Here is a 20249-nt window from a genome sequence, read left to right as displayed (position 1 = left end):
TGATTAACAAATATTCTACAAGAGACAAGGATGGATCTTGTAGAGAATACAAAAGTTATTTGAGTTTTATTTTTTTATCGTTACATTAAGGTATGGCTAAGCGTAATTAAAGGATGATTCGCTTTTTGTTTAAAACAAAATATTTACTACATTTTTTTAAGTTTTTTCTTTTGGCATGTTTATGCTTATTCATGTGGCAAAAGCACGCATGGGCACAATATGAAGCCGCACCTGAGTCTTATTACCTACACCAAGAATTAATCAATCAGGTCGATTTTAAGGACAATACCACTAGTCCACTGAATGGGCAGTGGCAGTATTATCCTGAACAATTGATCATTAAACCCAGTTCAGTCTTACAATCAAAAACAGTACAGTTACCGACTTCTTTCAAAGCACTCACTGGAACCAATCAAACTTACGGTACATTTATTGGGCACTTTAAAATGCCGAAACAATATCTTGGGCGCCGTATCTCGATTTTTATTCCGAATCAATATGGTGCTTATCGTATGTACCTAAATGGAGACTTTCTACTTCGTTTAGGTGAAGTTGGTAAGAATGAGAAAAATCATCAAACAGAAAATGCACCTAGAATTGCTTTTTTTGTTGTGAATGAAGAATATTTCACCATTACCATACAAGCCTCAAACTTTAATCATCTACATGGCGGTTTAGAGAACCCCATGAAAATTGGTGCTTCTAAAACAGTCAGTCGACAATTCCAACAGATGATGATGAGCATCGGTTTAGTGTGTGGTGCAGTATTAGGTGTTGGAATATTCACGGTAATGTTTTCGGTTTTCCAAGGTGTAATTATTGGGCGCAGTAGTATTAGAGTATTTGTCTTTGGGGTTTTTATCCTGTTTTTAGCCTTACATAATTTATTTTCGGCACCATATGCTTACACTGCATTTACAGACATTAGCTGGTTGTGGGGAGCACGCTTAGAATATTTATTTACTTATTTGGCAGTGATATTTTTCTTAAGTTATATGTTTTTACTCAATCAACGTTATTTACATCCGCTGGTGTATTTTGCTGCCATGATTTTACTGGTTATTAACATTGTGGTCACGGTTTTAACATTACCAGAAGTCTTTCAGCGTTTCGCATTTTATAGTTCCATCTTTAGCTTGGTGATATTTTTTAATTTTACTTATGGTTTTTATTTAACACTAAAACATAAAGAACCCTATTCTACGACCAATTTATGGGCGATTATTTTATTATGTGTAACCTTTTTACATGACTTTTTATTGACGCTCAATTTAATTGATTCTTTTAACCTTTCATTTATTTCAACCAGTTTTTATGCCTTGCTGATTATGTTTCAGCAGTCGAAAAATTACGCACAGCATACGTATTATATTCAGCAATTGAATGACAATTTAGTTGAGTTGAACAGTTCTTTAGATCACAAAGTACAACAACGTACCTCACAATTACATCAGTTAAATGAAAAGTTAGCACGACAAATTCAAATTGATGCATTAACAGGGACGTTTAACCGTCATGCTTTAAATATTGAAATTCAGCGTTTATTCATACAGACGCAAAATCATACCAACAGTACTTTGACCTTTGCCATGTTAGATGTGGATTATTTTAAAAATTATAATGATTACTATGGGCATTTAAAGGGCGATATCATTCTAAAAGATTTGGTTAAGGTGATACAACAGGCTTTACCAGAATCTGCCTATGTCGCACGTTATGGTGGAGAGGAGTTCGCGATTATTTTGCATGATGTCCCAAATGCCGTGGTATTAAATGTTTTACAGCAGGTATTAAATGCAGTCAGAAAAAATCAATTTGAACATTTAAATCGCCCCGACCAAAAGCAATATGTGACTCTAAGCATGGGCGTTGCGTGGATAGATCAAGAACATCAATATGCGGATATTCATGAATTAATGAAAGCTGCGGATGTACAACTTTATGCCGCGAAGCATGCTGGGCGAGATCAATATCAAGTGCATAATGCGATAAGTACGGTTATATCTGCGCAACAAATTTGAATATGATTTTGCATGCCACCGATGAAATGACGGAAACCATACGGCCTTTATAGCAACAAGGTGTAATACATGTGGCTTACCAGATTATTCTATTTTAGATCATCCAGATTATTTAGATACCGAAGCGTTACGTAGAGCTTTTTATTTGAAATCAAACAAACTTATTTCTTAAAGCAATTTTATTTGAATAATAGAGGTTGGCTTTAACCCAAAATTTTAAAAAATCTCAAGTTTAGGTCAAACTCGGGATTTTTTTAGACTTTATTGCGGGCTTGAAAAGAATAGAGAGCCAAGCCAAGACAGAGTAAAAATAGTCCAAAAATTAAATCTGTGCTTAATTGCTCTTGATTCAGCCAACTGCCCCAAACAGTGGCAAGCACTGGCGTTATGAGGGTAATAAGCATCAGTGTGGTCGTGAGTAATGCATAATAAAAAATCATGGCCAACACGGACGAAAATAAAGCACTATAAATGAGTGCGATACACGCCTGTAAGGAGGGTAGTTGTATTGGCATATCCGACCAGAAAAAGGGCAATAAACCACAATAGCCGATCCATGATACTAGGGTTGCACCTGTCATTTGGCTGATCGGGTGGATGTTCGCATTGACAGATCGCACTGCAAAAGCAGAAAGCACATACAGCATCATCGCAATCAGTTCTAAACCAACTCCAAAATAATTAAGTACGAAGTTTTGAGAGCCGAAACCGAGTGCGAAAAATAATTCGAACATACCTAGCATTAAACCCATCCATTGATAGGCATTAAACTTGGTACTTTTAAACATATAGATTGCCATTAAGCCCGACATCAATGGGGCAATGCCATAGATCATTGAAATAATAGCTGAAGGAACTTTGGATGCCCCCATATAGCAAAAGGTCATGGAGGCAAATAAGCCAATTGCACCTGCGGCATAGCTAAGCAGCGCTTGCGGATGGAGTGGTATTTTGACTTTAAAGTAAACCTGACAAAGGAAGGCCATTGCAATAGCCAAGCTAAATCGAATAAATAAACCCCACGCCCAATGAATTTCATTCACTGTCCAGACGGCTGCAAGTGGTGTCAGCGACCAAATCAGCACAACAATAATAAATTGACCGGTTGTAGCGAGGCGTGAGTTTCGATTTAAAGGCGCTGCAACCGGATCGCACAGTGGCGAGGATAAGTCTTTTGAATGGAATGGATTACTTATGGGTGATGTCCTTATTTTTGGCAATAAAAAAGGTCGCTATTGAGGCGACCTGGAGTGATTTTATGCTGTAGTGATTATTCTAAAAAATGATCACGGTACTGCTTCCAAGGCACCTCGTGTAAAAAGTCCACACGTCGTGAATGGGCCTTGTTGACTTGAATGTCCAAAGCGAAACAATTCGCAAGCGGGTCTTGAGGATATGGAATAGGTAACATGTAGAAAAGATCTATGAATGAACATTTTTTATAGCATAATATTTTAAAAATTGTATGAATTTTACTCAAATTAGTTTATATAATATAAAAATAATAACTATTTACTCGCGAGAGTGACGTTATGTTGAAAATACTTTTGTGGTTGTGTCTTTTCATCGTGTTTATTGGGCTTTGGAAAGTATTGTTTAAAATTCATATACATCAACATTTTCAGCAATACCGAAATAAGCAGCAAGAATATTCAAATAAACCTGCTGCGACTTCTATGGGCGAGATAACCCTTGTAACTGAAACGTGTACAGAGGACGTTGAAGAATATGAACAGCAGCTTTTTGATGATATCTGCCAAATATTTTTTGAACAAAAACCGACTGAACGAGAGATGGCTAAAGCGATAACGTTACAAGAAAATGCGTTAAGAAAAATGCCAGCTAAAACCAAAACGCTAATTCGTAAACTTGATTTAAGTGAATGGTCTATTTACTGGACTTTTTACGATCAGTCTTTGGAATACTATGTGGGGCGCTATGGGGTATTTTATACCCATGTCGACCGTTTTGGTTATGAGCATAAATTGGAGCTTAAAGAAAAGCAAAAAGCATAGTTAGCTTTGATGAATGGGGTTGCGAGAGCAAAACTTTATACAGCATCTAACTGTTTTAAAATTCGACGTTTCACTTGATCAAGATAAAAGCTATCGTCATTTAGACGGTACATTAAAATAGCGCCTTCATAATCAGCTACGCTTTGTTTAGCTAAAATTGAGGCTTCATGATCGCTCAGTTGGACTTTAAAAAATTGGTAAAATGCCATTTCCCAGTCCTTAAAAATACTGCGAATTTTTTCTAAAATATCGGTAGATTGATATAGCGCTTCGATAGAAAGAATTCCCACTAAACAGCCTTTGACCCCATAACTAAAAAATTGTACCGCACGCTCATGCAGTTGTTCAAAATGCTCAACGACAGAAAGTGTTCTATGTTCACTGAACTTAAATAAATGCGTATTTAAATATTGCTGGGTGAGTTCGAGTACATCCATCAATAAAGCTTCTTTACTGGCATAGTAATAATAAAAAGAAGCTTTGGTCAGTCCACAGGCTTTGGCGAGCATGCCCATACTGGTCGCTGCATATCCATATGTCTTAAATTGTAAGGCACATCTGTTAAGAATCTGCTCTCGGCTCAGTTTCTGTGGACGCATTTATTTAAAGTCTCTATCCATTTTTTGTGGCAATGAAGTCATGAAAGGCTTGTAAAATTTCATCCCAGATTTTTTCTGAGCCTTTACGGAAATAACCCATATGCCCGATTTCTTTTAAGCCATAGTTAGACGCTGAAATATTGATAAATTGCATCGGTGCTTGGCGGTAATATTGCATAAAAGCATGGCGTGAATTAGGTAAAGCCCAATCATCATCCAGTGCAGATACTGCATAAATAGGGGTTTTCACCTGTGCATATTGTGCAATTAAGGCATGCTGTTCAGGGTCTGCAAAGAAATAGGTCGGATTTTTACACCATTTTCGCCATTGTTGATAGACCCCGATGGGTAGATCTGCCCCCATATTCAGTTTGCTCCACGGTAAATAGCCTGCGACTGCAACCATAGGGGGGAAGATAATATTCCAAATCACCTGAACCTTCATTTTTTCTTTAAAAGGCATATAGCCATGCCAACCTGCGCCCGTGCCAAAGCAATACATTGCTGTCACTTTGGCATGGTTTGGCGCTAAACCAAGTGCTTGTCCACCGTAAGAATGACCGACCATAAAGAGCGGAACCTGATCCTGTGCCAGATAATCAATGGCCGCAGCAAGGTCTAAAGCACCCCAATCTAAGTAAGACATTTTAAAGCCTTTGAGTCGCTTCGGTGCAGATTGTGCGATACCACGATAATCAAACGTCAGCACTTGATAGCCAAACTGCGTGGCATATTCAGCAAAGCGGCGATAAAAAGTTTGTGGAACACCTGTTGCACTAGACAGTACGATATTGGCTTTTATACCATGTGTTGGTATGTAAAGTGTGCCAACCAGAGTATATCCATCGCTTGCAGTAAAGGATTGTGTAGCAACACTAAAATCTTGTTTTTGTAGACTCTGATTTAAATGGGACATAACGAACTCATTTTTTATTTAGGTTTAGGCTTAAATTATTGACCTTTAAATTGTGGAGCACGTTTTTGCAGCATAGCCATTACACCTTCTTGTACATCTTGTGTTGTTAACAACGGGGTGAGGTGTTGTTGTAAATTTGAGAATGCTATTTCAGCACCGTGTTCAGTTGCTTCTTTGGCAGAGGCAAGGGTCGCTTGCACTGCGAGTGGTGCAGCTTGAGCAATACGTTCAGCCAGTTCAATGGCACGATTGAGCGGTGACTCAGTGGTGATTTCATTAATCAGGTTTAAATCGAGTGCCGTTGCTGCATCAAATGCATCACCCGTGAGTAAATAACGCATAGCCTTTGACCAACCCGCAGCTTGTACAAAACGGGCAGTTGCACCGCCAAAAGGTAAAATGCCACGTTGCACTTCCATTTGGGCAAATTGGGTATTGTCCTGCGCAATAGCAATATCGGCATTTAACATCAGTTCTATTCCTGCGGTATAGCAAAAGCCTTGTACTGCAACAATCATTGGTTTTTTGCGTGGTCGTCCACTGGTTCCCCATGGGTTGATGTGCTGTTGATCATAATTAAAGATGCCGCTACTGAGCTTAGGTTGTAATTCGACTAAATCTAAACCTGCGGTAAAGTGATCGCCATGTGCAAAAATAACTGCACAGCGTAACTCAGGATGGTCTTCATATTCCGTTAAGGCGAGGGATAAGTCATGAATAAGGTGACTATCAAAAGCATTTCTTTTCGTCGCACGGTCTAAACCAATAATGAACAGATGTCCGCGAATTTCACGACTAACTTTGCCTTGTTGTTCTGACATTTTTATTCTTCCAGATTGATCATTTTTTATATTTTTAAACGATCGTTAGAAAACTGTCAAATCTGTTTAGTCAAATTTCTGTGTGATGTTTGTATTGATACATTGTTATGGGAGCAGGGAGCGCGATGCACGGTGAATTAGCAGAGGAATAGGCATAATTTATCTTGCGTTCAGCGCTATTTTTTTCATAATAGCCACACTTCTTTTAAGCTTATTGATTGTTATGTCACCTTTAGAAATTATTGCGGTCATTATTAGTGTTATTGGTGTGACATTAACCGTTAAACGAAATATGTGGTGTTGGTGGTTTAACTTCGCAGCTTTCGTTTTATATGCTTATTTGTTTTATGAGTTTAAGTTGTATGGCGAAACCATTTTGCAGTTTTTCTTTATGGCAGTGAACTTTTATGGTTTCTATCACTGGTTCAAGGGTAAACAACAAGATCATGAGATTCGCATTGAACCGATTGCTAAAAAAACGGTTATTTCCCAAATGCTGTTGGCAGCAGTGGGTGGTTTAATTTTCGGTTTAACCTTAAAACATTTTACCGATGCTGCCGTACCGATGCTTGACTCACAATTGGCTGCATTTAGCTTGTTGGCAACCTATTGGACCAGCCGTAAACATATCGCGACTTGGGTGCTTTGGGTTTTTGTCGATATTGTTTATGTGGGCATGTTTATTTATAAAGATTTATTCCTAACTGCGGGTTTATATGCTGCTTTTGTTGGTTTGGCCGCTTTTGGTTGGTGGCAGTGGGAACAAGTGAAAAAGAAACAAGCGATCACCCATTTTAAGGGTGTGTAACATATTTTATGGGTGTATGTGGGTGAATAAAGATGCTGATTGATTTCATACAATATCAATTCACACAATTTGATGAAATGGCAGCACGCATTCAGGCTGCACCTGAGAAATATATCAATTTTGATTCTGTCTCAGATTTTTATAAAGCCCAATGGCTGAATGATTTTCCGAAAGGCACCACATGGTCAGCTACAGGTCTAGATGATGGCGCTGAACAATTTTATGCCATTATTGAATATAGAACTCATTTCCTCAAAATTTCTTGTGTTGATAAAATTGAGATTTGTTCTGGCGTACATGCTTAATAGTTCGGAATACGCGGTCAATGACAGCATCATTCAAATTCAATTAAATAAGCTAGGATAAAATACGTTAGTTCAGTGCTGAGCTGATCTCACGATTTAAAATATTCAAACAACTAAAAAATAAAGGAGAGCAATATGGCACATCGTTTTACCGTCAATGCCACTATTCATGGTGTTTCTTTGGATGAGTTTCGTCGCTTAGCGGCAGACCCAGAGATGCATGAAGCTGTTTGTAAACGTATTCCTGGAGAAAAATTAGAAATTTTAGAATCTAAAGTTGAGGGGGATATTTACACATTAAAGCGTGCTTATAACTTAGATGTGAATATTCCAGATATCGCCAAAAAATTGCTTAAAGATGCGTTCCGTTTAAAACGTACAGATATTACCAATTTAGAGGCTTTAACTTCGACCGTTGAATTAGGTGCAAATTTACCTTTAGCAGCACAAGGTGAGCGTTCTGTTACGGGCAATGCTCAGCAAATTGATATTCAATTAGATTGGACCGTTAAAATTAAAGTGCCACTTATCGGCGGGCTCCTAGAAAAACATGCAGAAGGTGAAATTCGTAAATTTAGTGATTTGGAAATCCAAATTGTAGAAGATGAATTAAAGAAAAATTTAACAATTTAATTTGAAAAAGTGAGCTATTTAAGCTCATGATTGATCTTATTTAATTGAAAGAATCGCCCTTATTTTTACAAAATAAGGGCGATTCTTTTTATAAAAAATATATTTTTTAGGGCTTTTCTGAAGATAGAGAATAACGCTAATTTCTGCTTAAAGAATTCTTCTTATTTAAAAAGTCATGATGAGTAGGATTCAAACTTGTTGTTATATGAATCTTGCAATAAAGAATGAGGTGAAACCTATAGAACTAAGGAGAATACCGAGCCAAAGTTGAGTGGTATTCATATTTATGATGTTTATGTAGAATTGGGCTTATTCTAAAGTAGAAGATTAAATTTAGCTTAAATGACGTGGCTTTTAGGTTAAATACAAAATCATTAACGGTTAATTAATTCTAAATAGCCCATTTCAAAGCGACATCGTTTAACCTGAAAAGGCTTAGTCTTATTAAAAATTTGAAATGGTTAAATAAAATTATAGGAAAGAAATGATGAGCACTATTTTACCTGTAGCGCAGCGTGGAGAAGTTATCTTAACTTTAAAAGCAGCACCCGTTTCAGAGGCGGAATTGAATAGTTCATGGTTAAATGAACTTGCAGCAGCGATGCAAGCCACCATGCTTGAACGTAATGGTGTAGGGATTGCAGCTCCGCAAGTATATGTGTCTAAACGAGTCATTATAGTGGCTTCACGTTCGAACCTTCGCTATCCAGATGCACCTGATATGGATGCTGTGGTGATGGTGAATCCTGAAATTTTAGAACAATCTGAAAGTACTATTTTAGGTGAAGAAGGTTGTTTAAGTGTGCCAAATGAACGTGGGCAGGTCGCACGGGCGGAAATGGTCAAGGTGAAGTATTTGACGCTGCAAGGTGAGCTAGTTGAAAGTGTATTTCATGGTTTTCCTGCGCGGATCGTGCAGCATGAAGTTGATCATTTGGATGGGGTGTTGTTTGTAGAGCGGATGGATGCTCCATTCATAGAATCCCTCCTAACCTCCCTTTAAAAAAAGGGAGGTGTTGTCATGTATTTAATTGGCTTGGATCAGATGCTAGAGCAGACATATTTGAATATATTGAAATGTTTTATAACTCAAAACGAAGACATGGTTTCAATGGTCAACGTTCTCCATTAGATTATGAAAGGACCCATCAAAAGATGGTTATGTGTGTCTAGAGTTTTGGTGGCTATTCAGGTTTAGAATCTGATCGTATACGTGATGAAGTCTTGGCACAGCTTGGATTGAGAGTGTTAAGGTGTAATAATGGGCAAGTTTTGAGAGAGATTGATGCAGTTATTCATGTGATTTCTGGAGTGGTTGCATCTCGGTTAGCGAAAGAATCCCCCTAAATCCCCCTTTTGTAAAGGGGGATTTAATGGAGTTATTAAATTCGTTGAGTTCCTCCCTTTTAAAGGGAGGCTAGGAGGGATTCCTAATTCTCTGCTAGAAACTATTGGGCTTAATCCCAATCTAATGTTGAAAAAGATAGAATATGGGCATGGAATATACCTTCTTGAGTTTGTTCTTTAAGTTCAACTTTTTCTAGAGTGAAAGAGTCTATAATTGAATTTTCTTGTCCATAACTAGTAACGATACATCTTCTGTCCTTTGGATTTTCAACTAAAGCAACATGATTACCTTTAATATTTTTTATATTTGCTCTGTAGCATAGCTGTCCACAATAAATATTATTTTCAATGTGGATACACTCATGGAAGTCTTTATTACAAATAGAACAATTCCCAATTGTTGATGTGAATGCAGCACTTAAATAGATTTTCCTTTTCGGGAATATACAGTTTTCAATGCAGTTTAAATGCTTTTCTAGATTTAAAAGACCTTCATATTCATTTATTTTTTTCGCAATAGATAAATATTCATATGCATTTATTAAAGAGTCCCATGCATTTTTGAACTCGTTATTATCAATATATAGCCAAATTTTTAGTGATGATAATAAACTATTTAGTACGCATTGCATGTGAAACAAGTGGTTTGCGATGACCGAATTTTCGTTTTTTATAGCTTTATATTTTTCATTTCTTATAAATTTTAGAAAGAGAATACAGTCGTCTATAGCTGTTTTTTTTAGTTCTAGAGAAGCTGTATAGTTATTATAAATTTGCAATTTATCAATTGTTTCACAAAATTGGGAATGGATTTCCTTAAAAGTATATGTATTCATAAAATTATTTTTTTAACTGTTTAATTAATTTATCGACTTCTTTCAGGCCTTCTTTGTTACCTTCATAATCAAGCTTTTTGAACCGTGTTCTTGATTCTTGGATTAAAAGGCTGAATTTAATATTTGGTTCATTGCGTCCCTTGAGAAAATCCGTTATATAATTTGATATTACATTAAGTGTTATTGAAATTAATTCAGGATTTTGTGTTAAGGCTGTCGTAGTAATTAACAGAGTTGGTCCGAACCAATCTATAGATCTCTGCTCTAAAACAATATCAGGTTTTTTTATATAATTGAGATTAACTTGATTTTTTGCATATTTATAAAATGATATGGATGAGGATGAGTAGATATTCTGTTCATCTTCTATTAGTTCTGGAACAATCATTAAGTTTTGGTAATTCTCAAATTCTTGGGATTCAAAGTCTGTTTGTTTTATGTTCATAAGCTTATTAAATAATTTGTAATTTAAATAATTTATCACAAAAATGAAAAAAATCCCCTCAATCGAGGGAATTTTTGCTCCCTCCTTTAAAAAGGAGGGTTGGGGAGGATTTATTTAAATATCAATCGAATCATCTAAATTCGGCATCAACCAACGCTTCGCTTCATCCATTGACCAGCCTTTACGCTCTGTATAACTATCCAGCTGATCCTGTGCAATCTTACCAACATTAAAGTATTCAGATTGCGGGTTGCTGTAATAGAAACCACTCACGCTTGAAGGTGGCCACATTGCAAAACTCGAAGTGAGTTCCGTACCAATCGTATTGGTTGAATCCAACCAACTAAACAAAGTCGCTTTTTCAGAATGTTCAGGGCAGGCAGGGTAACCCGGTGCAGGACGAATCCCGACATACTTCTCTTTAATCAAGTCTTCATTCGACAGTTGTTCAGCTGCTTGGTAACCCCAGAATTCTTTACGAATACGCTCATGCAAATGCTCAGCAAAAGCTTCTGCAAAACGGTCACCTAAAGATTGCGCTAAAATAGCTGAATAATCATCGCCCTTGGCTTTGTATTCATGTGCCATTTCCTCTGCACCGAAAATAGAAATTGTAAAGCCACCTAAGTAATCTTCAAGGTTTGCATCTTCAGGAGCAATAAAATCTGCCAATGAGAAGTTTGGTTTTTTAGATACTTTGTCTGACTGCTGACGTGTATGTTCAAACTTATGTGTTACGGTTTGATTTTCATCATAAATAGCAACCGTATCTGCATCAGTGCGTTTTGCAGGTGCAAGGCTAAACACTGCACGCGCATCAAAACGATTATTTTTCACAATGTCTTTCAGCATGATTTGCGCTTGTTCATATAAATCTGTTGCCGCTTCTCCGACGACGTCATCAGTCAGAATAGCAGGGAACTTACCTGCCAAACTCCACGAAATAAAGAACGGTGTCCAGTCAAAATAAGGGACTAAAGTCGCAAGCGGATAATTTTTTAAGACATGTTGACCAAGCACATTTGGTTTAGGCGGCACATAGTTTGTCCAATCAATTTTTACACCATTGGCAATGGATTCTTGATAAGACAATTTCGCAGCTTTTGGTTGTTTATTGGCAATACGCTCACGCACTTTCACATATTCATCACGGTAGCCTTTAATGAACTCAGGCTTCATTTCAGGTGAAAGCAGGGACGTCGCAACACCCACTGCACGAGATGCATCAGCGACATAAATGACGGCATCATTTGAATATTGCGGATCAATTTTAACTGCTGTATGTGCTTTCGATGTGGTTGCACCACCAATCATCAATGGAATATGGAAACCTTTACGTTGCATTTCTTTGGCAACAAACACCATTTCATCTAAAGATGGCGTGATTAAGCCTGATAAACCAATAATATCGACTTTTTCATCTATCGCAGTTTGTAAGATTTTTTCCGCAGACACCATCACGCCAAGGTCAACGATGTCATAACCATTACAACCCAAAACGACGCCCACGATATTTTTCCCAATATCATGTACATCGCCTTTTACCGTCGCCATCAAGATTTTACCCTTGGTTTGACCTTCTTCTTTTTCTGCTTCGATGTACGGGTTCAGCCAAGCTACGGCTTGTTTCATTACACGTGCCGATTTCACGACTTGTGGCAAGAACATTTTACCTGCACCAAATAAGTCACCGACCACGTTCATGCCTGACATGAGAGGTCCTTCAATCACATCTAAAGGACGGGTAGATTTTAAACGTGCTTCTTCGGTATCGATATCAATATAAGCGGTAATCCCTTTGACTAAAGCATATTCAAGACGTTTTTCAACAGGCTGATCACGCCATTCAAGGTTTTCAGCTTCACGTTGTGCACCGCCTTTACCACGGTATTGTTCTGCAACTTCAAGTAGCTTTTCTGTGGCATCTTGACCACTTTCACCTTGGTTTTGGTTGAGAACAACATTTTCAACCGCTGCTTTTAACTCTTTCGGAATATCATCATAAATTGCAAGTTGTCCTGCATTTACAATGCCCATGGTCATGCCTTGTTGAATGGCATGATACAAGAACACTGCATGAATCGCTTCACGGACAGGCTCGTTACCACGGAATGAAAACGATACGTTTGATACACCACCAGAAATCATGGCATGGGGAAGGTTTTGTTTAATCCAACCTGTTGCTTCAATGAAATCAACCGCGTAGTTATTGTGTTCTTCAATACCCGTTGCCACAGCAAACACGTTCGGGTCGAAAATAATATCTTCAGCAGGGAAGCCAACGTCGTTCACTAAAACATCATACGAGCGTTTACAGATTTCACGCTTACGTGCAGCTGTGTCAGCTTGACCTTGCTCATCAAATGCCATGACGATAACTGCAGCACCATACTGACGGCATAAACGCGCTTTTTCGACAAACTCGTCATAACCTTCTTTTAGGGAAATAGAGTTGACGACAGGTTTACCCTGCACACATTTCAAGCCCGCTTCAATAATTTCCCATTTAGATGAGTCAATCATGATCGGTACACGGGAAATGTCGGGTTCAGATGCAATCAGGTTCAGGAACGTGACCATTGCTGCTTGCGAATCCAACATGCCTTCATCCATGTTGATGTCGACAATTTGCGCGCCACCTTGAACTTGGTCTAAGGCAACCTCTAAAGCTTCGGTATAGTTTTCTTCACGAATCAGACGTGCGAATTTTTTTGAACCTGTAACGTTGGTACGCTCACCGACATTTACAAACAATGAATCTTTAGTGATGTTAAAAGGTTCTAAACCTGAAAGGCGGCAAGCGGGTTGAATGTCTGGAATTTGACGTGGCGCAATGTCTTTTACTGCATTGTAAATGGCACGAATGTGATCTGGGGTCGTACCACAACAACCACCTGTGATATTAATCAAACCACTTTCCGCAAATTCTTTTAAGAATGCCGCAGTTTCTTCTGGGGTCTCATCATAACCACCGAAAGCATTCGGTAAGCCTGCATTTGGATGCGCTGAAATAAAGGTATTAGCCACGTCACCCACAGTTTTTACGTGTGGACGCATGGCATCTGCACCAAGGGCACAGTTAAAACCAATCGAGAGTAAATCACCGTGCCGTACAGAATTCCAGAAAGCTTCCGCAGTTTGACCCGTTAAAGTACGACCTGAAGCATCGGTAATGGTGCCTGAAATCATTAACGGTAATTCGTAACCCAGCTGTTTAAAGACTTCTTTTACTGCAAAAATTGCCGCTTTACAGTTCAAGGTATCAAATACAGTTTCAATCAATAAAATGTCTGCACCGCCTTCAATTAAGGCATGTGTCGCTTCAATATAGTTTTCTTTTAGCGCATCAAAAGTGACATTACGAAATGCAGGATCATTGACATTCGGTGAAATTGAACAGGTACGTGATGTCGGTCCAAGTACACCTGCTACAAAACGTGGTTTGTCTGGGGTTGAATATTTTTTACAGGCTGCTTTGGCAATACGTGCTGCTTCAAAGTTAATCTCATGGACTAAATCTTCCATGTGATAGTCAGACATAGAAACGCGCGTACCATTAAAGCTGTTGGTTTCAATGATATCCGCACCCGCATCTAAGTAATCTTCATGGATACTTTGAATAATGTGTGGTTGGGTCAGCACTAAAAGGTCATTATTACCTTTTAAGTCAGATGCCCAGTCAGCAAAACGCTCACCCCGATAATCTGCTTCTTCTAATTGATGGCGTTGAATCATGGTGCCCATCGCACCATCAATAATTAGGATGCGTTTGGCAAGAAGCTCTTTTAGGGTGGCAAGCGTGGACATAAATAACCCCAATCCAGTGGAATACAAAATGGGCATTATTTTAGCAGAATTACACTGCATTTGAGGAATATTCAGCCGATTTCGGCAGATCGACTTTAAAATAAGCCTGTTGCTGCTGTATTTTTCATCGAATTGAAATATGACAACGCTATTATCCAATAGAGAGTACAAAAAATTGAGCGATGCGACGATTAAAAATATTTTTTATGTAGTTATCCAAATATTTTGAAATATTAAGGCACAAACTATTTTGAGCTTCAGATATTGCAAAATGATGGATTTAAAAGAATTTAGCTCCCTAAAATGAAGCGGAGTGATTTAAATTAAGTCAATTGTTAAGATTTGGCTTTATATGACACCTGTTTGTCATATAATTGTCACAATTAAATTGAACAATAAGGGGATTTTATTATCCCCTTGAACCGTCTGCATGAATTCTAATATTCCTCCCGTCCAAGATCAGGTGCAATCCGTGCCAACAAGATCGACGAATGTGCATGTTGCCACACCGAAATTTTTTATGCCGGTGTTTCTCACGGTTATTGTTTCTACCTTGGTGTACATTGGCTTTCAACTTTCAGCTGATTTGTCACATGTTCCAACTTTAAGTTTATATTCCGTCATTCTTTTAGCGACAGCACTTTTTATTGCCTTAGGCTTTGAATTTGTAAATGGTTTTCATGACACTGCCAATGCAGTAGCTACGGTCATTTATACCAATGCCTTGTCTGCACCTGTTGCGGTCATGTGGGCAGGCTTTTGTAATTTTCTGGGCGTAATGGTGGCAAGTGGTGCTGTTGCTTATGGCATCATTGCTTTGTTGCCTGTAGAGTTGATTATGAATGTCAGCTCGGGCGCAGGTTTTGCCATGGTTTTCGCCATGCTAATCGCCGCTATTCTGTGGAACTTAGGGACTTGGTTCTTGGGTATTCCAGCGTCAAGTTCACATACTTTAATCGGTTCGATTTTAGGTGTGGGCATTATGAACTACATCTTGCATGCAGGTAATGGTGCCAGTGGTGTAGATATGGACCAAGTGATTAAAGTCGGTAAGGCTTTATTCTTTTCACCTTTAATTGGTTTTGCATTTGCTGCTGTTGTGTTCTTGTTGGTAAAAAAAGTCTTTAAAAAACAAGTTGAATTGTTTCAGCCACCTGAAGGTAATAAGCCACCGCCACCTTTAATTCGTGCCATCTTAATTTTTACCTGTACAGGTGTGAGTTTTGCGCATGGATCAAATGATGGTCAAAAAGGTATGGGCTTAATTATGCTCATTTTGATTGGTGTTGTGCCGCTCGCATATTCGTTGAATAAAAATTTAGATGCTAAACATATTCAGTCATTTGATCAATTATCAAATCAAACTGCGACGGTTATTTACGCCAATCATAGTCATATTTCGGATACTCAAGCACGTGAAGTCTTGACGTCATACGTTCAAACCAAAGAAATGAATAAAGATGTCATTCCTGCTTTAGCAAGCTTAACCGATCATTTAGGCGATCATGTTGCTCAGTATGGTGATTTAAAAGATATTCCTGAAGCGGATATTTCTGTTATTCGCAATGATATGTATTTAAGTAGTACTGCATTTAAGCGTTTAGATAAAACTAAACAGTTGCCTGCTATGTCGGAAGCACAAACCAAAGTGGTTAAAGAGTATCGCTCTAACCTAGATTCATTCTTACAATATATTCCAACTTGGGTGAAAGTCGCAGTCGCACTGGCACTTGGTTTAGGAACAATGGTGGGTTGGAAACGTATTGTGGTGACAGTGGGTGAGCGTATTGGTAAAGATCATATGACTTATGGTCAGGGGATGTCGGCTGAACTTGTGGCAATGACCACCATTGCAGCAGCAGATGGTTTTGGTATGCCCGTTTCAACCACACATGTTTTGAACAGTGCTGTTGCAGGTACCATGGTTGCCAATAAATCAGGCTTAAACTTTGCAACTGTGAAAACCATTCTTTCTGCATGGGTCTTCACTTTACCCGCCACGATTTGTTTATCTGGTGGTTTGTATTGGTTGTTCTTACAGTTTGTTTAAGCAATCTGTTTGAAATAAAAAAACGCTGCAATTGTTATTACTAGTACTTGTAAATATATAAAACATATCAAATAGACTCTCAAGGGAGTCTATTTGGACTCAACTGTAATGTTTTAAATTTGGTTATCTCTAGTTGAAATTATATAAGATATATAAATTTTTTTATGTTTCTTAACCTACCTTGAAATTCAAGATTCCCAACTTATTTTAAAGCTTTTACGATTACCAACGGATTAAGTATTATTTATGTCTAAACCATAAGCTAAAATCGCCAGATTAGATTGCAAATGTGATTGTCTCAAAAATAAGATATCGACTAAACTGACTTCAATCATTACATTCGTTATAAGTCTATTATGAACTCCCCTAAAGTAATTGTTTTTGATGCCTTTGGAACGCTTGTACAAATTGGTCAAAGCAAATCCCCGTATCGTAAATTAATGAAATGGCTTAAGGAGGGTGGTAGAAAACCTAGTTTAAAAGATGCCAATATTATTATGTCTAATGATGTTGATATTGAACAATTGGCTAAACTTTTTGGGAAAGAAATCCCAAAGCAATTATTTCAAGAAATAGAAGAAGATATTGATTTTGAACTGAATACAATTGAGTTGTATAAAGATACTATTCCAACACTTCGAAAGCTAAAGAGTCTTGGTTTTAAATTAGTGCTATGTTCAAATTTGGCAAAGCCTTATGGTGAGAAACTAAAAGCGATACTTCCAAGCTCATTTGATGCAGTTTTTCTAAGTTATGAGGTTGGTGCGATAAAGCCTGAAAAGCATATTTATGAAGTAATACTAAAACAGTTCTCCTGTCAAATGTGTGATGTACTCTTTGTCGGTGATCATCCGATTTTAGATGTTGAAGTACCAATTTCTTTAGGTATGTCAGCAAGGTTAATAGAACGAAATAAAAAACAAAATCTCAGTAATGTGCTGAACGATCTAATATCTGATTAGAACATCTATTTGTATATATCAGTAATTATCCTCCACGAATTCTACTTAAGAGTAGTCTACTGGATTCACTTAAAATGACTACAGATCCTGAATATATCTCTTTGTAACAGAGGCTGATAAGCAGTTATACTGTTTTATTGACAGACTCTCTAACTTAGACTGCATATTCTTATATTAATGGACACTTAGTGATGCACAGTATTGAACACCGATACTTCTTTTACTTGGACACTAGCTATGTTACACAGTAAGCATCCGCTGAAACCTGCTTAAAAAATCTTTCTATACATTTGAAGTAGTCCCACTGAAGTGGCTCTTTACATTTTCAAGCATTATTAGCAGATAAAGCATTTGATGCGGATTGGCTGTTAAAAGAACTTGATGATCGAGGTGCAAAGGCAGTGATTCCGCCAAAATCTAATCGTAAGGTTCAGCGTATATTTGATCAGTGCATGTATAAATGGCGGCATCTAATCGAAAACTACTTTTGTAAGTTGAAAGAATTCAAACGTATTGCCATGCGTAGCGACAAAACAGATTCAAGTTTTGCCGCTATGATTTATCTTTGTGCTAGCGTAATTAACTCACGTTAATTCTCAACAGACCCTAGTAAATTTTATAATTTCTAGAACTTTATTTTCAAATTGAAATCAAAGCTGTTTTTTACGATAGATACTAATTCAAGCTTAGATTTTAAAGAAGCAACTGAACTGCTTTTTCCTTCTGGTTTAATATTTGGAATTTGAAGCCCAACATCGATAAGAATGTTTATACTTTTTGTACTATCAGCTGTAGATGACATAGATATATCGAGATCAGTCAAATTTGCTACACCATCTTTAAATGTCGCTAACTCAGATTTGCATATTTCATCACTTTCTAAGCTGTACTCTTTCAAAATTCTTTCAGCTAACAATATTCTTTCTTCAGTTTTACATTGATTTTGAGTGTACCCTTTCATAATTGAAGCAATTTGATTTAAGGCTCTTTTAGCTTTAGCAGTCAAATCTATATTAGCTTTTGTTAGTTTAGATGCAACTCCATCAAGCGCTACTGAGAAATCGGCTTTACCGTTAGAAAAATCAATTTTTTTATGCTCAAACTCAAATGATGTTGCTCCTAATGCAGCAAAAAATCTAGCATAAGCATTCGCTTTTTTTAAATTGTATGTTAGGAAATCGTCTATAACATGATCCAAGTTTAGATACTGTTCGCTAGCATTAATCCCCTCATCGGAGCAAACTAGAACTTGATCTACTTTTAATAATCCTTGTTTTTCTAATTCGCAAAGCTTATCTGATTTTCTTTTTGCAATTCGACTTAAAGGAAGTTGAACGACTGTAATGTTTGGCGCAAATAATATTTCAGAGGCGGATTTATCATTTAAAGCTATATCAATTGTATCCTGCGATAGGCACCATACTACTCGACGATCATCGATATTATTAGGAAAACTTTTAAGACTCATTTTTCTATCCTTTGCTTAATTTTTGAAACAACAATCCTAAAATTGCACCTAAGCTGACTAAGGTTAGTGGGAGCAACCAACTTAGTTTGTTCTTTTTTTTTACTATTTCGAACATCTGATTACATTGGTTAGCGACCTTACTTAAAGTTAATAAATTTCTATTAGTTTCCTCCCAAAATAAATTCAATATTTTTTCGAAATCTAATGAGTTTTGAGCTCTAATGCAGTTTTGAATTATTAAAGCAGTTTTTGACTGTCTTCCCAATGCATCAAACTGCTCATTATTAATGAGTAAAATTAAATCAAACGCATCATTCTTAACAAACTTAAAGTAACAGTCTACATACTGGATACTTTCCTTCTTTCCATTGTTCGTAAGTTCAAATATCATGTTATTAACAAAGGACTGATTTTTTTCGTCCGTTATTTTTAAAAGTGCATTATTCGTGAACTCATACCAATCATCAGTACTGTCATTATCCAAAGCTTGCGCAAAGAAATAAACCTTCATTTCTTCCATAATTATTCCTCCATATGTCCAATGATGAAACGAATAATTTCATTTAATCCATCGTGATCTTTCATGCTACCGAAGTGTAAGTATACTTTTGAATCACCAACATTTAATCTTGATTTAATATTTTTAAAGAATCCTTCCTTTTGAAGTTCATCAATTAGTTTAATTTTTTCTTGTTCAGAATTAAATTCTATACCTTTGAGTAAATCTAAATGAGTTCCAACAATAAACATTGGTATATGTTTACCATTTAACTCTTTTTGAATATTTTTTATATCTCTTTCAATTTGTGCTTCTACAGACCCTTCATCTAGAATCCATTCATCAATTTTAAAAAGATAGATAAAAATATCCACATTTAGAAGAGCATTCCTCCACTGTTCATAATTAGACGTAACCCCACTGTAATCATTCTGAGTGCTATTAATATGAACATTCCACCCTAGCTCAGCTAGTTTCTTTTTGCTAACTTTAACTTTTTTAATACCAATTGTTGCTTCATGCTCTAAAGTAATTTCTCCTTTAAGCAAATAATTAAGAAGAGTTGTTTTACCAGTAGCTCGCTGTCCTAAAATTACTATAGATTTTCCTTTAAATAATTTTTTTAATTTTTCCCAATTATTATAAATAAGATAACTAGATACTCCACTTATTGCTAATCCACCTGCAACATAAGCAGCCCATAGAGGTAAAACCATA

At 37.0% G+C, this 20249-nt stretch carries 19 protein-coding genes and 2 pseudogenes; 11 read left to right on the top strand and 10 right to left on the bottom strand.

What is annotated here, in order from left to right; translation table 11 throughout:
* The first annotated feature begins 191 nt into the window (after nucleotides 1-191).
* A complete protein-coding gene (locus B9T25_RS01500) occupies nucleotides 192-2021 on the top strand; it encodes a diguanylate cyclase (protein ID WP_086187020.1) in 1830 nt (609 codons plus the stop codon).
* Between the two features lie 254 nt (nucleotides 2022-2275).
* On the opposite strand, the gene B9T25_RS01495 is transcribed toward B9T25_RS01500, so the two are convergent.
* Nucleotides 2276-3217, bottom strand: a complete 942-nt coding sequence (locus B9T25_RS01495; RefSeq protein ID WP_086187019.1) for a DMT family transporter — start codon at nucleotides 3215-3217, stop codon at nucleotides 2276-2278.
* A 336-nt stretch (nucleotides 3218-3553) separates the two neighbouring features.
* Between B9T25_RS01495 and B9T25_RS01490 the strand changes: the two genes are divergently transcribed.
* Nucleotides 3554-4036, top strand: coding sequence for a hypothetical protein (locus tag B9T25_RS01490; protein ID WP_086186727.1), 483 nt, complete (start codon nucleotides 3554-3556; stop codon nucleotides 4034-4036).
* A gap of 35 nt (nucleotides 4037-4071) precedes the next feature.
* On the opposite strand, the gene B9T25_RS01485 is transcribed toward B9T25_RS01490, so the two are convergent.
* Genes B9T25_RS01485 through B9T25_RS01475 form a run of 3 tightly spaced genes read right to left on the bottom strand, consistent with a single transcriptional unit; the run spans nucleotide 4072 to nucleotide 6372 of the window.
* Nucleotides 4072-4635 (bottom strand): TetR/AcrR family transcriptional regulator, encoded by a 564-nt coding sequence (locus tag B9T25_RS01485; RefSeq protein ID WP_086186726.1) that lies wholly within the window; start codon nucleotides 4633-4635, stop codon nucleotides 4072-4074.
* A 13-nt stretch (nucleotides 4636-4648) separates the two neighbouring features.
* A complete protein-coding gene (locus tag B9T25_RS01480; protein WP_086186725.1) occupies nucleotides 4649-5551 on the bottom strand; it encodes an alpha/beta fold hydrolase in 903 nt (300 codons plus the stop codon).
* 35 nt (nucleotides 5552-5586) lie between these two features.
* Nucleotides 5587-6372: a crotonase/enoyl-CoA hydratase family protein gene (locus B9T25_RS01475; RefSeq protein WP_086186724.1), complete on the bottom strand. Its 786-nt coding sequence runs from the start codon at nucleotides 6370-6372 to the stop codon at nucleotides 5587-5589.
* 223 nt (nucleotides 6373-6595) lie between these two features.
* Between B9T25_RS01475 and pnuC the strand changes: the two genes are divergently transcribed.
* The 6 genes and pseudogenes from pnuC (at nucleotide 6596) to B9T25_RS01450 (ending at nucleotide 9465) form a co-directional block, all read left to right on the top strand.
* The gene (gene pnuC / locus B9T25_RS01470) at nucleotides 6596-7180 is read left to right on the top strand and encodes a nicotinamide riboside transporter PnuC (protein ID WP_086186723.1); all 585 of its coding nucleotides are present in this window, start codon (nucleotides 6596-6598) and stop codon (nucleotides 7178-7180) included.
* Between the two features lie 32 nt (nucleotides 7181-7212).
* On the top strand, nucleotides 7213-7485 hold the full coding sequence (locus B9T25_RS01465) for a hypothetical protein (protein WP_086186722.1): 273 nt from the start codon (nucleotides 7213-7215) through the stop codon (nucleotides 7483-7485).
* A gap of 135 nt (nucleotides 7486-7620) precedes the next feature.
* On the top strand, nucleotides 7621-8118 hold the full coding sequence (locus B9T25_RS01460; RefSeq protein ID WP_086186721.1) for a DUF2505 family protein: 498 nt from the start codon (nucleotides 7621-7623) through the stop codon (nucleotides 8116-8118).
* Nucleotides 8119-8605: 487 nt separating this feature from the next.
* Nucleotides 8606-9121: a peptide deformylase gene (def, locus tag B9T25_RS01455; protein WP_086186720.1), complete on the top strand. Its 516-nt coding sequence runs from the start codon at nucleotides 8606-8608 to the stop codon at nucleotides 9119-9121.
* 41 nt (nucleotides 9122-9162) lie between these two features.
* Nucleotides 9163-9291: pseudogene (locus B9T25_RS14385) on the top strand (IS3 family transposase); the annotation flags it as partial.
* Nucleotides 9292-9327: 36 nt separating this feature from the next.
* Complete coding sequence (locus tag B9T25_RS01450) at nucleotides 9328-9465, top strand: DUF559 domain-containing protein (RefSeq protein WP_086186719.1); 138 nt, start codon at nucleotides 9328-9330, stop codon at nucleotides 9463-9465.
* A 110-nt stretch (nucleotides 9466-9575) separates the two neighbouring features.
* Here B9T25_RS01450 and B9T25_RS01445 read toward each other — a convergent pair whose 3' ends face one another.
* The 3 genes from B9T25_RS01445 to metH form a co-directional block, all read right to left on the bottom strand.
* The gene (locus B9T25_RS01445) at nucleotides 9576-10301 is read right to left on the bottom strand and encodes a hypothetical protein (RefSeq protein WP_086186718.1); all 726 of its coding nucleotides are present in this window, start codon (nucleotides 10299-10301) and stop codon (nucleotides 9576-9578) included.
* 4 nt (nucleotides 10302-10305) lie between these two features.
* Entirely contained in the window at nucleotides 10306-10746 is a 441-nt protein-coding gene (locus tag B9T25_RS01440; protein ID WP_171262694.1) for a hypothetical protein, read from the bottom strand.
* A gap of 114 nt (nucleotides 10747-10860) precedes the next feature.
* Nucleotides 10861-14553 (bottom strand): methionine synthase, encoded by a 3693-nt coding sequence (gene metH / locus B9T25_RS01435; protein WP_086186716.1) that lies wholly within the window; start codon nucleotides 14551-14553, stop codon nucleotides 10861-10863.
* 430 nt (nucleotides 14554-14983) lie between these two features.
* Between metH and B9T25_RS01430 the strand changes: the two genes are divergently transcribed.
* The 3 genes and pseudogenes from B9T25_RS01430 to B9T25_RS01420 form a co-directional block, all read left to right on the top strand.
* Nucleotides 14984-16603 carry an inorganic phosphate transporter gene (locus B9T25_RS01430; RefSeq protein WP_086186715.1) on the top strand — a complete coding sequence of 540 codons (1620 nt, stop codon included), beginning with the start codon at nucleotides 14984-14986 and terminating at the stop codon, nucleotides 16601-16603.
* A gap of 356 nt (nucleotides 16604-16959) precedes the next feature.
* Entirely contained in the window at nucleotides 16960-17565 is a 606-nt protein-coding gene (locus B9T25_RS01425; protein ID WP_086186714.1) for an HAD family hydrolase, read from the top strand.
* Between the two features lie 347 nt (nucleotides 17566-17912).
* A pseudogene (locus tag B9T25_RS01420) lies at nucleotides 17913-18158 on the top strand (IS5 family transposase); the annotation flags it as partial.
* 32 nt (nucleotides 18159-18190) lie between these two features.
* Here B9T25_RS01420 and B9T25_RS01415 read toward each other — a convergent pair.
* From B9T25_RS01415 to B9T25_RS01405, 3 genes are read right to left on the bottom strand one after another with little or no spacing between them, the layout of a single operon-like run.
* Nucleotides 18191-19033, bottom strand: a complete 843-nt coding sequence (locus B9T25_RS01415; RefSeq protein ID WP_086186713.1) for a hypothetical protein — start codon at nucleotides 19031-19033, stop codon at nucleotides 18191-18193.
* A gap of 4 nt (nucleotides 19034-19037) precedes the next feature.
* Complete coding sequence (locus B9T25_RS01410; protein WP_228146837.1) at nucleotides 19038-19553, bottom strand: hypothetical protein; 516 nt, start codon at nucleotides 19551-19553, stop codon at nucleotides 19038-19040.
* A 2-nt stretch (nucleotides 19554-19555) separates the two neighbouring features.
* Entirely contained in the window at nucleotides 19556-20248 is a 693-nt protein-coding gene (locus B9T25_RS01405) for an ADP-ribosylation factor-like protein (RefSeq protein ID WP_086186712.1), read from the bottom strand.
* Nucleotide 20249 lies beyond the last annotated feature (1 nt).

The organism is Acinetobacter sp. ANC 4470 (genome assembly GCF_002135335.1).
In the GTDB taxonomy this organism is placed as follows: Bacteria; Pseudomonadota; Gammaproteobacteria; order Pseudomonadales; family Moraxellaceae; genus Acinetobacter.
Note: the sequence above shows the minus strand (reverse complement) of the source record. Positions and strands in the feature narration are given on the sequence as shown.

Coding starts and splice junctions, on each gene's coding strand:
- B9T25_RS01415 (WP_086186713.1), bottom strand. CDS start 19,033: ATGAGTCTTAAAAGTTTTCCTAATAATATCGATGATCGTCGAGTAGTA.
- metH (WP_086186716.1), bottom strand. CDS start 14,553: ATGTCCACGCTTGCCACCCTAAAAGAGCTTCTTGCCAAACGCATCCTA.
- B9T25_RS01460 (WP_086186721.1), top strand. CDS start 7,621: ATGGCACATCGTTTTACCGTCAATGCCACTATTCATGGTGTTTCTTTG.
- B9T25_RS01425 (WP_086186714.1), top strand. CDS start 16,960: ATGAACTCCCCTAAAGTAATTGTTTTTGATGCCTTTGGAACGCTTGTA.
- B9T25_RS01485 (WP_086186726.1), bottom strand. CDS start 4,635: ATGCGTCCACAGAAACTGAGCCGAGAGCAGATTCTTAACAGATGTGCC.
- def (WP_086186720.1), top strand. CDS start 8,606: ATGAGCACTATTTTACCTGTAGCGCAGCGTGGAGAAGTTATCTTAACT.
- B9T25_RS01445 (WP_086186718.1), bottom strand. CDS start 10,301: ATGAATACATATACTTTTAAGGAAATCCATTCCCAATTTTGTGAAACA.
- B9T25_RS01500 (WP_086187020.1), top strand. CDS start 192: ATGTGGCAAAAGCACGCATGGGCACAATATGAAGCCGCACCTGAGTCT.
- B9T25_RS01465 (WP_086186722.1), top strand. CDS start 7,213: ATGCTGATTGATTTCATACAATATCAATTCACACAATTTGATGAAATG.
- pnuC (WP_086186723.1), top strand. CDS start 6,596: ATGTCACCTTTAGAAATTATTGCGGTCATTATTAGTGTTATTGGTGTG.
- B9T25_RS01410 (WP_228146837.1), bottom strand. CDS start 19,553: ATGGAAGAAATGAAGGTTTATTTCTTTGCGCAAGCTTTGGATAATGAC.
- B9T25_RS01430 (WP_086186715.1), top strand. CDS start 14,984: ATGAATTCTAATATTCCTCCCGTCCAAGATCAGGTGCAATCCGTGCCA.
- B9T25_RS01440 (WP_171262694.1), bottom strand. CDS start 10,746: ATGAACATAAAACAAACAGACTTTGAATCCCAAGAATTTGAGAATTAC.
- B9T25_RS01475 (WP_086186724.1), bottom strand. CDS start 6,372: ATGTCAGAACAACAAGGCAAAGTTAGTCGTGAAATTCGCGGACATCTG.
- B9T25_RS01405 (WP_086186712.1), bottom strand. CDS start 20,248: ATGGTTTTACCTCTATGGGCTGCTTATGTTGCAGGTGGATTAGCAATA.
- B9T25_RS01490 (WP_086186727.1), top strand. CDS start 3,554: ATGTTGAAAATACTTTTGTGGTTGTGTCTTTTCATCGTGTTTATTGGG.
- B9T25_RS01480 (WP_086186725.1), bottom strand. CDS start 5,551: ATGTCCCATTTAAATCAGAGTCTACAAAAACAAGATTTTAGTGTTGCT.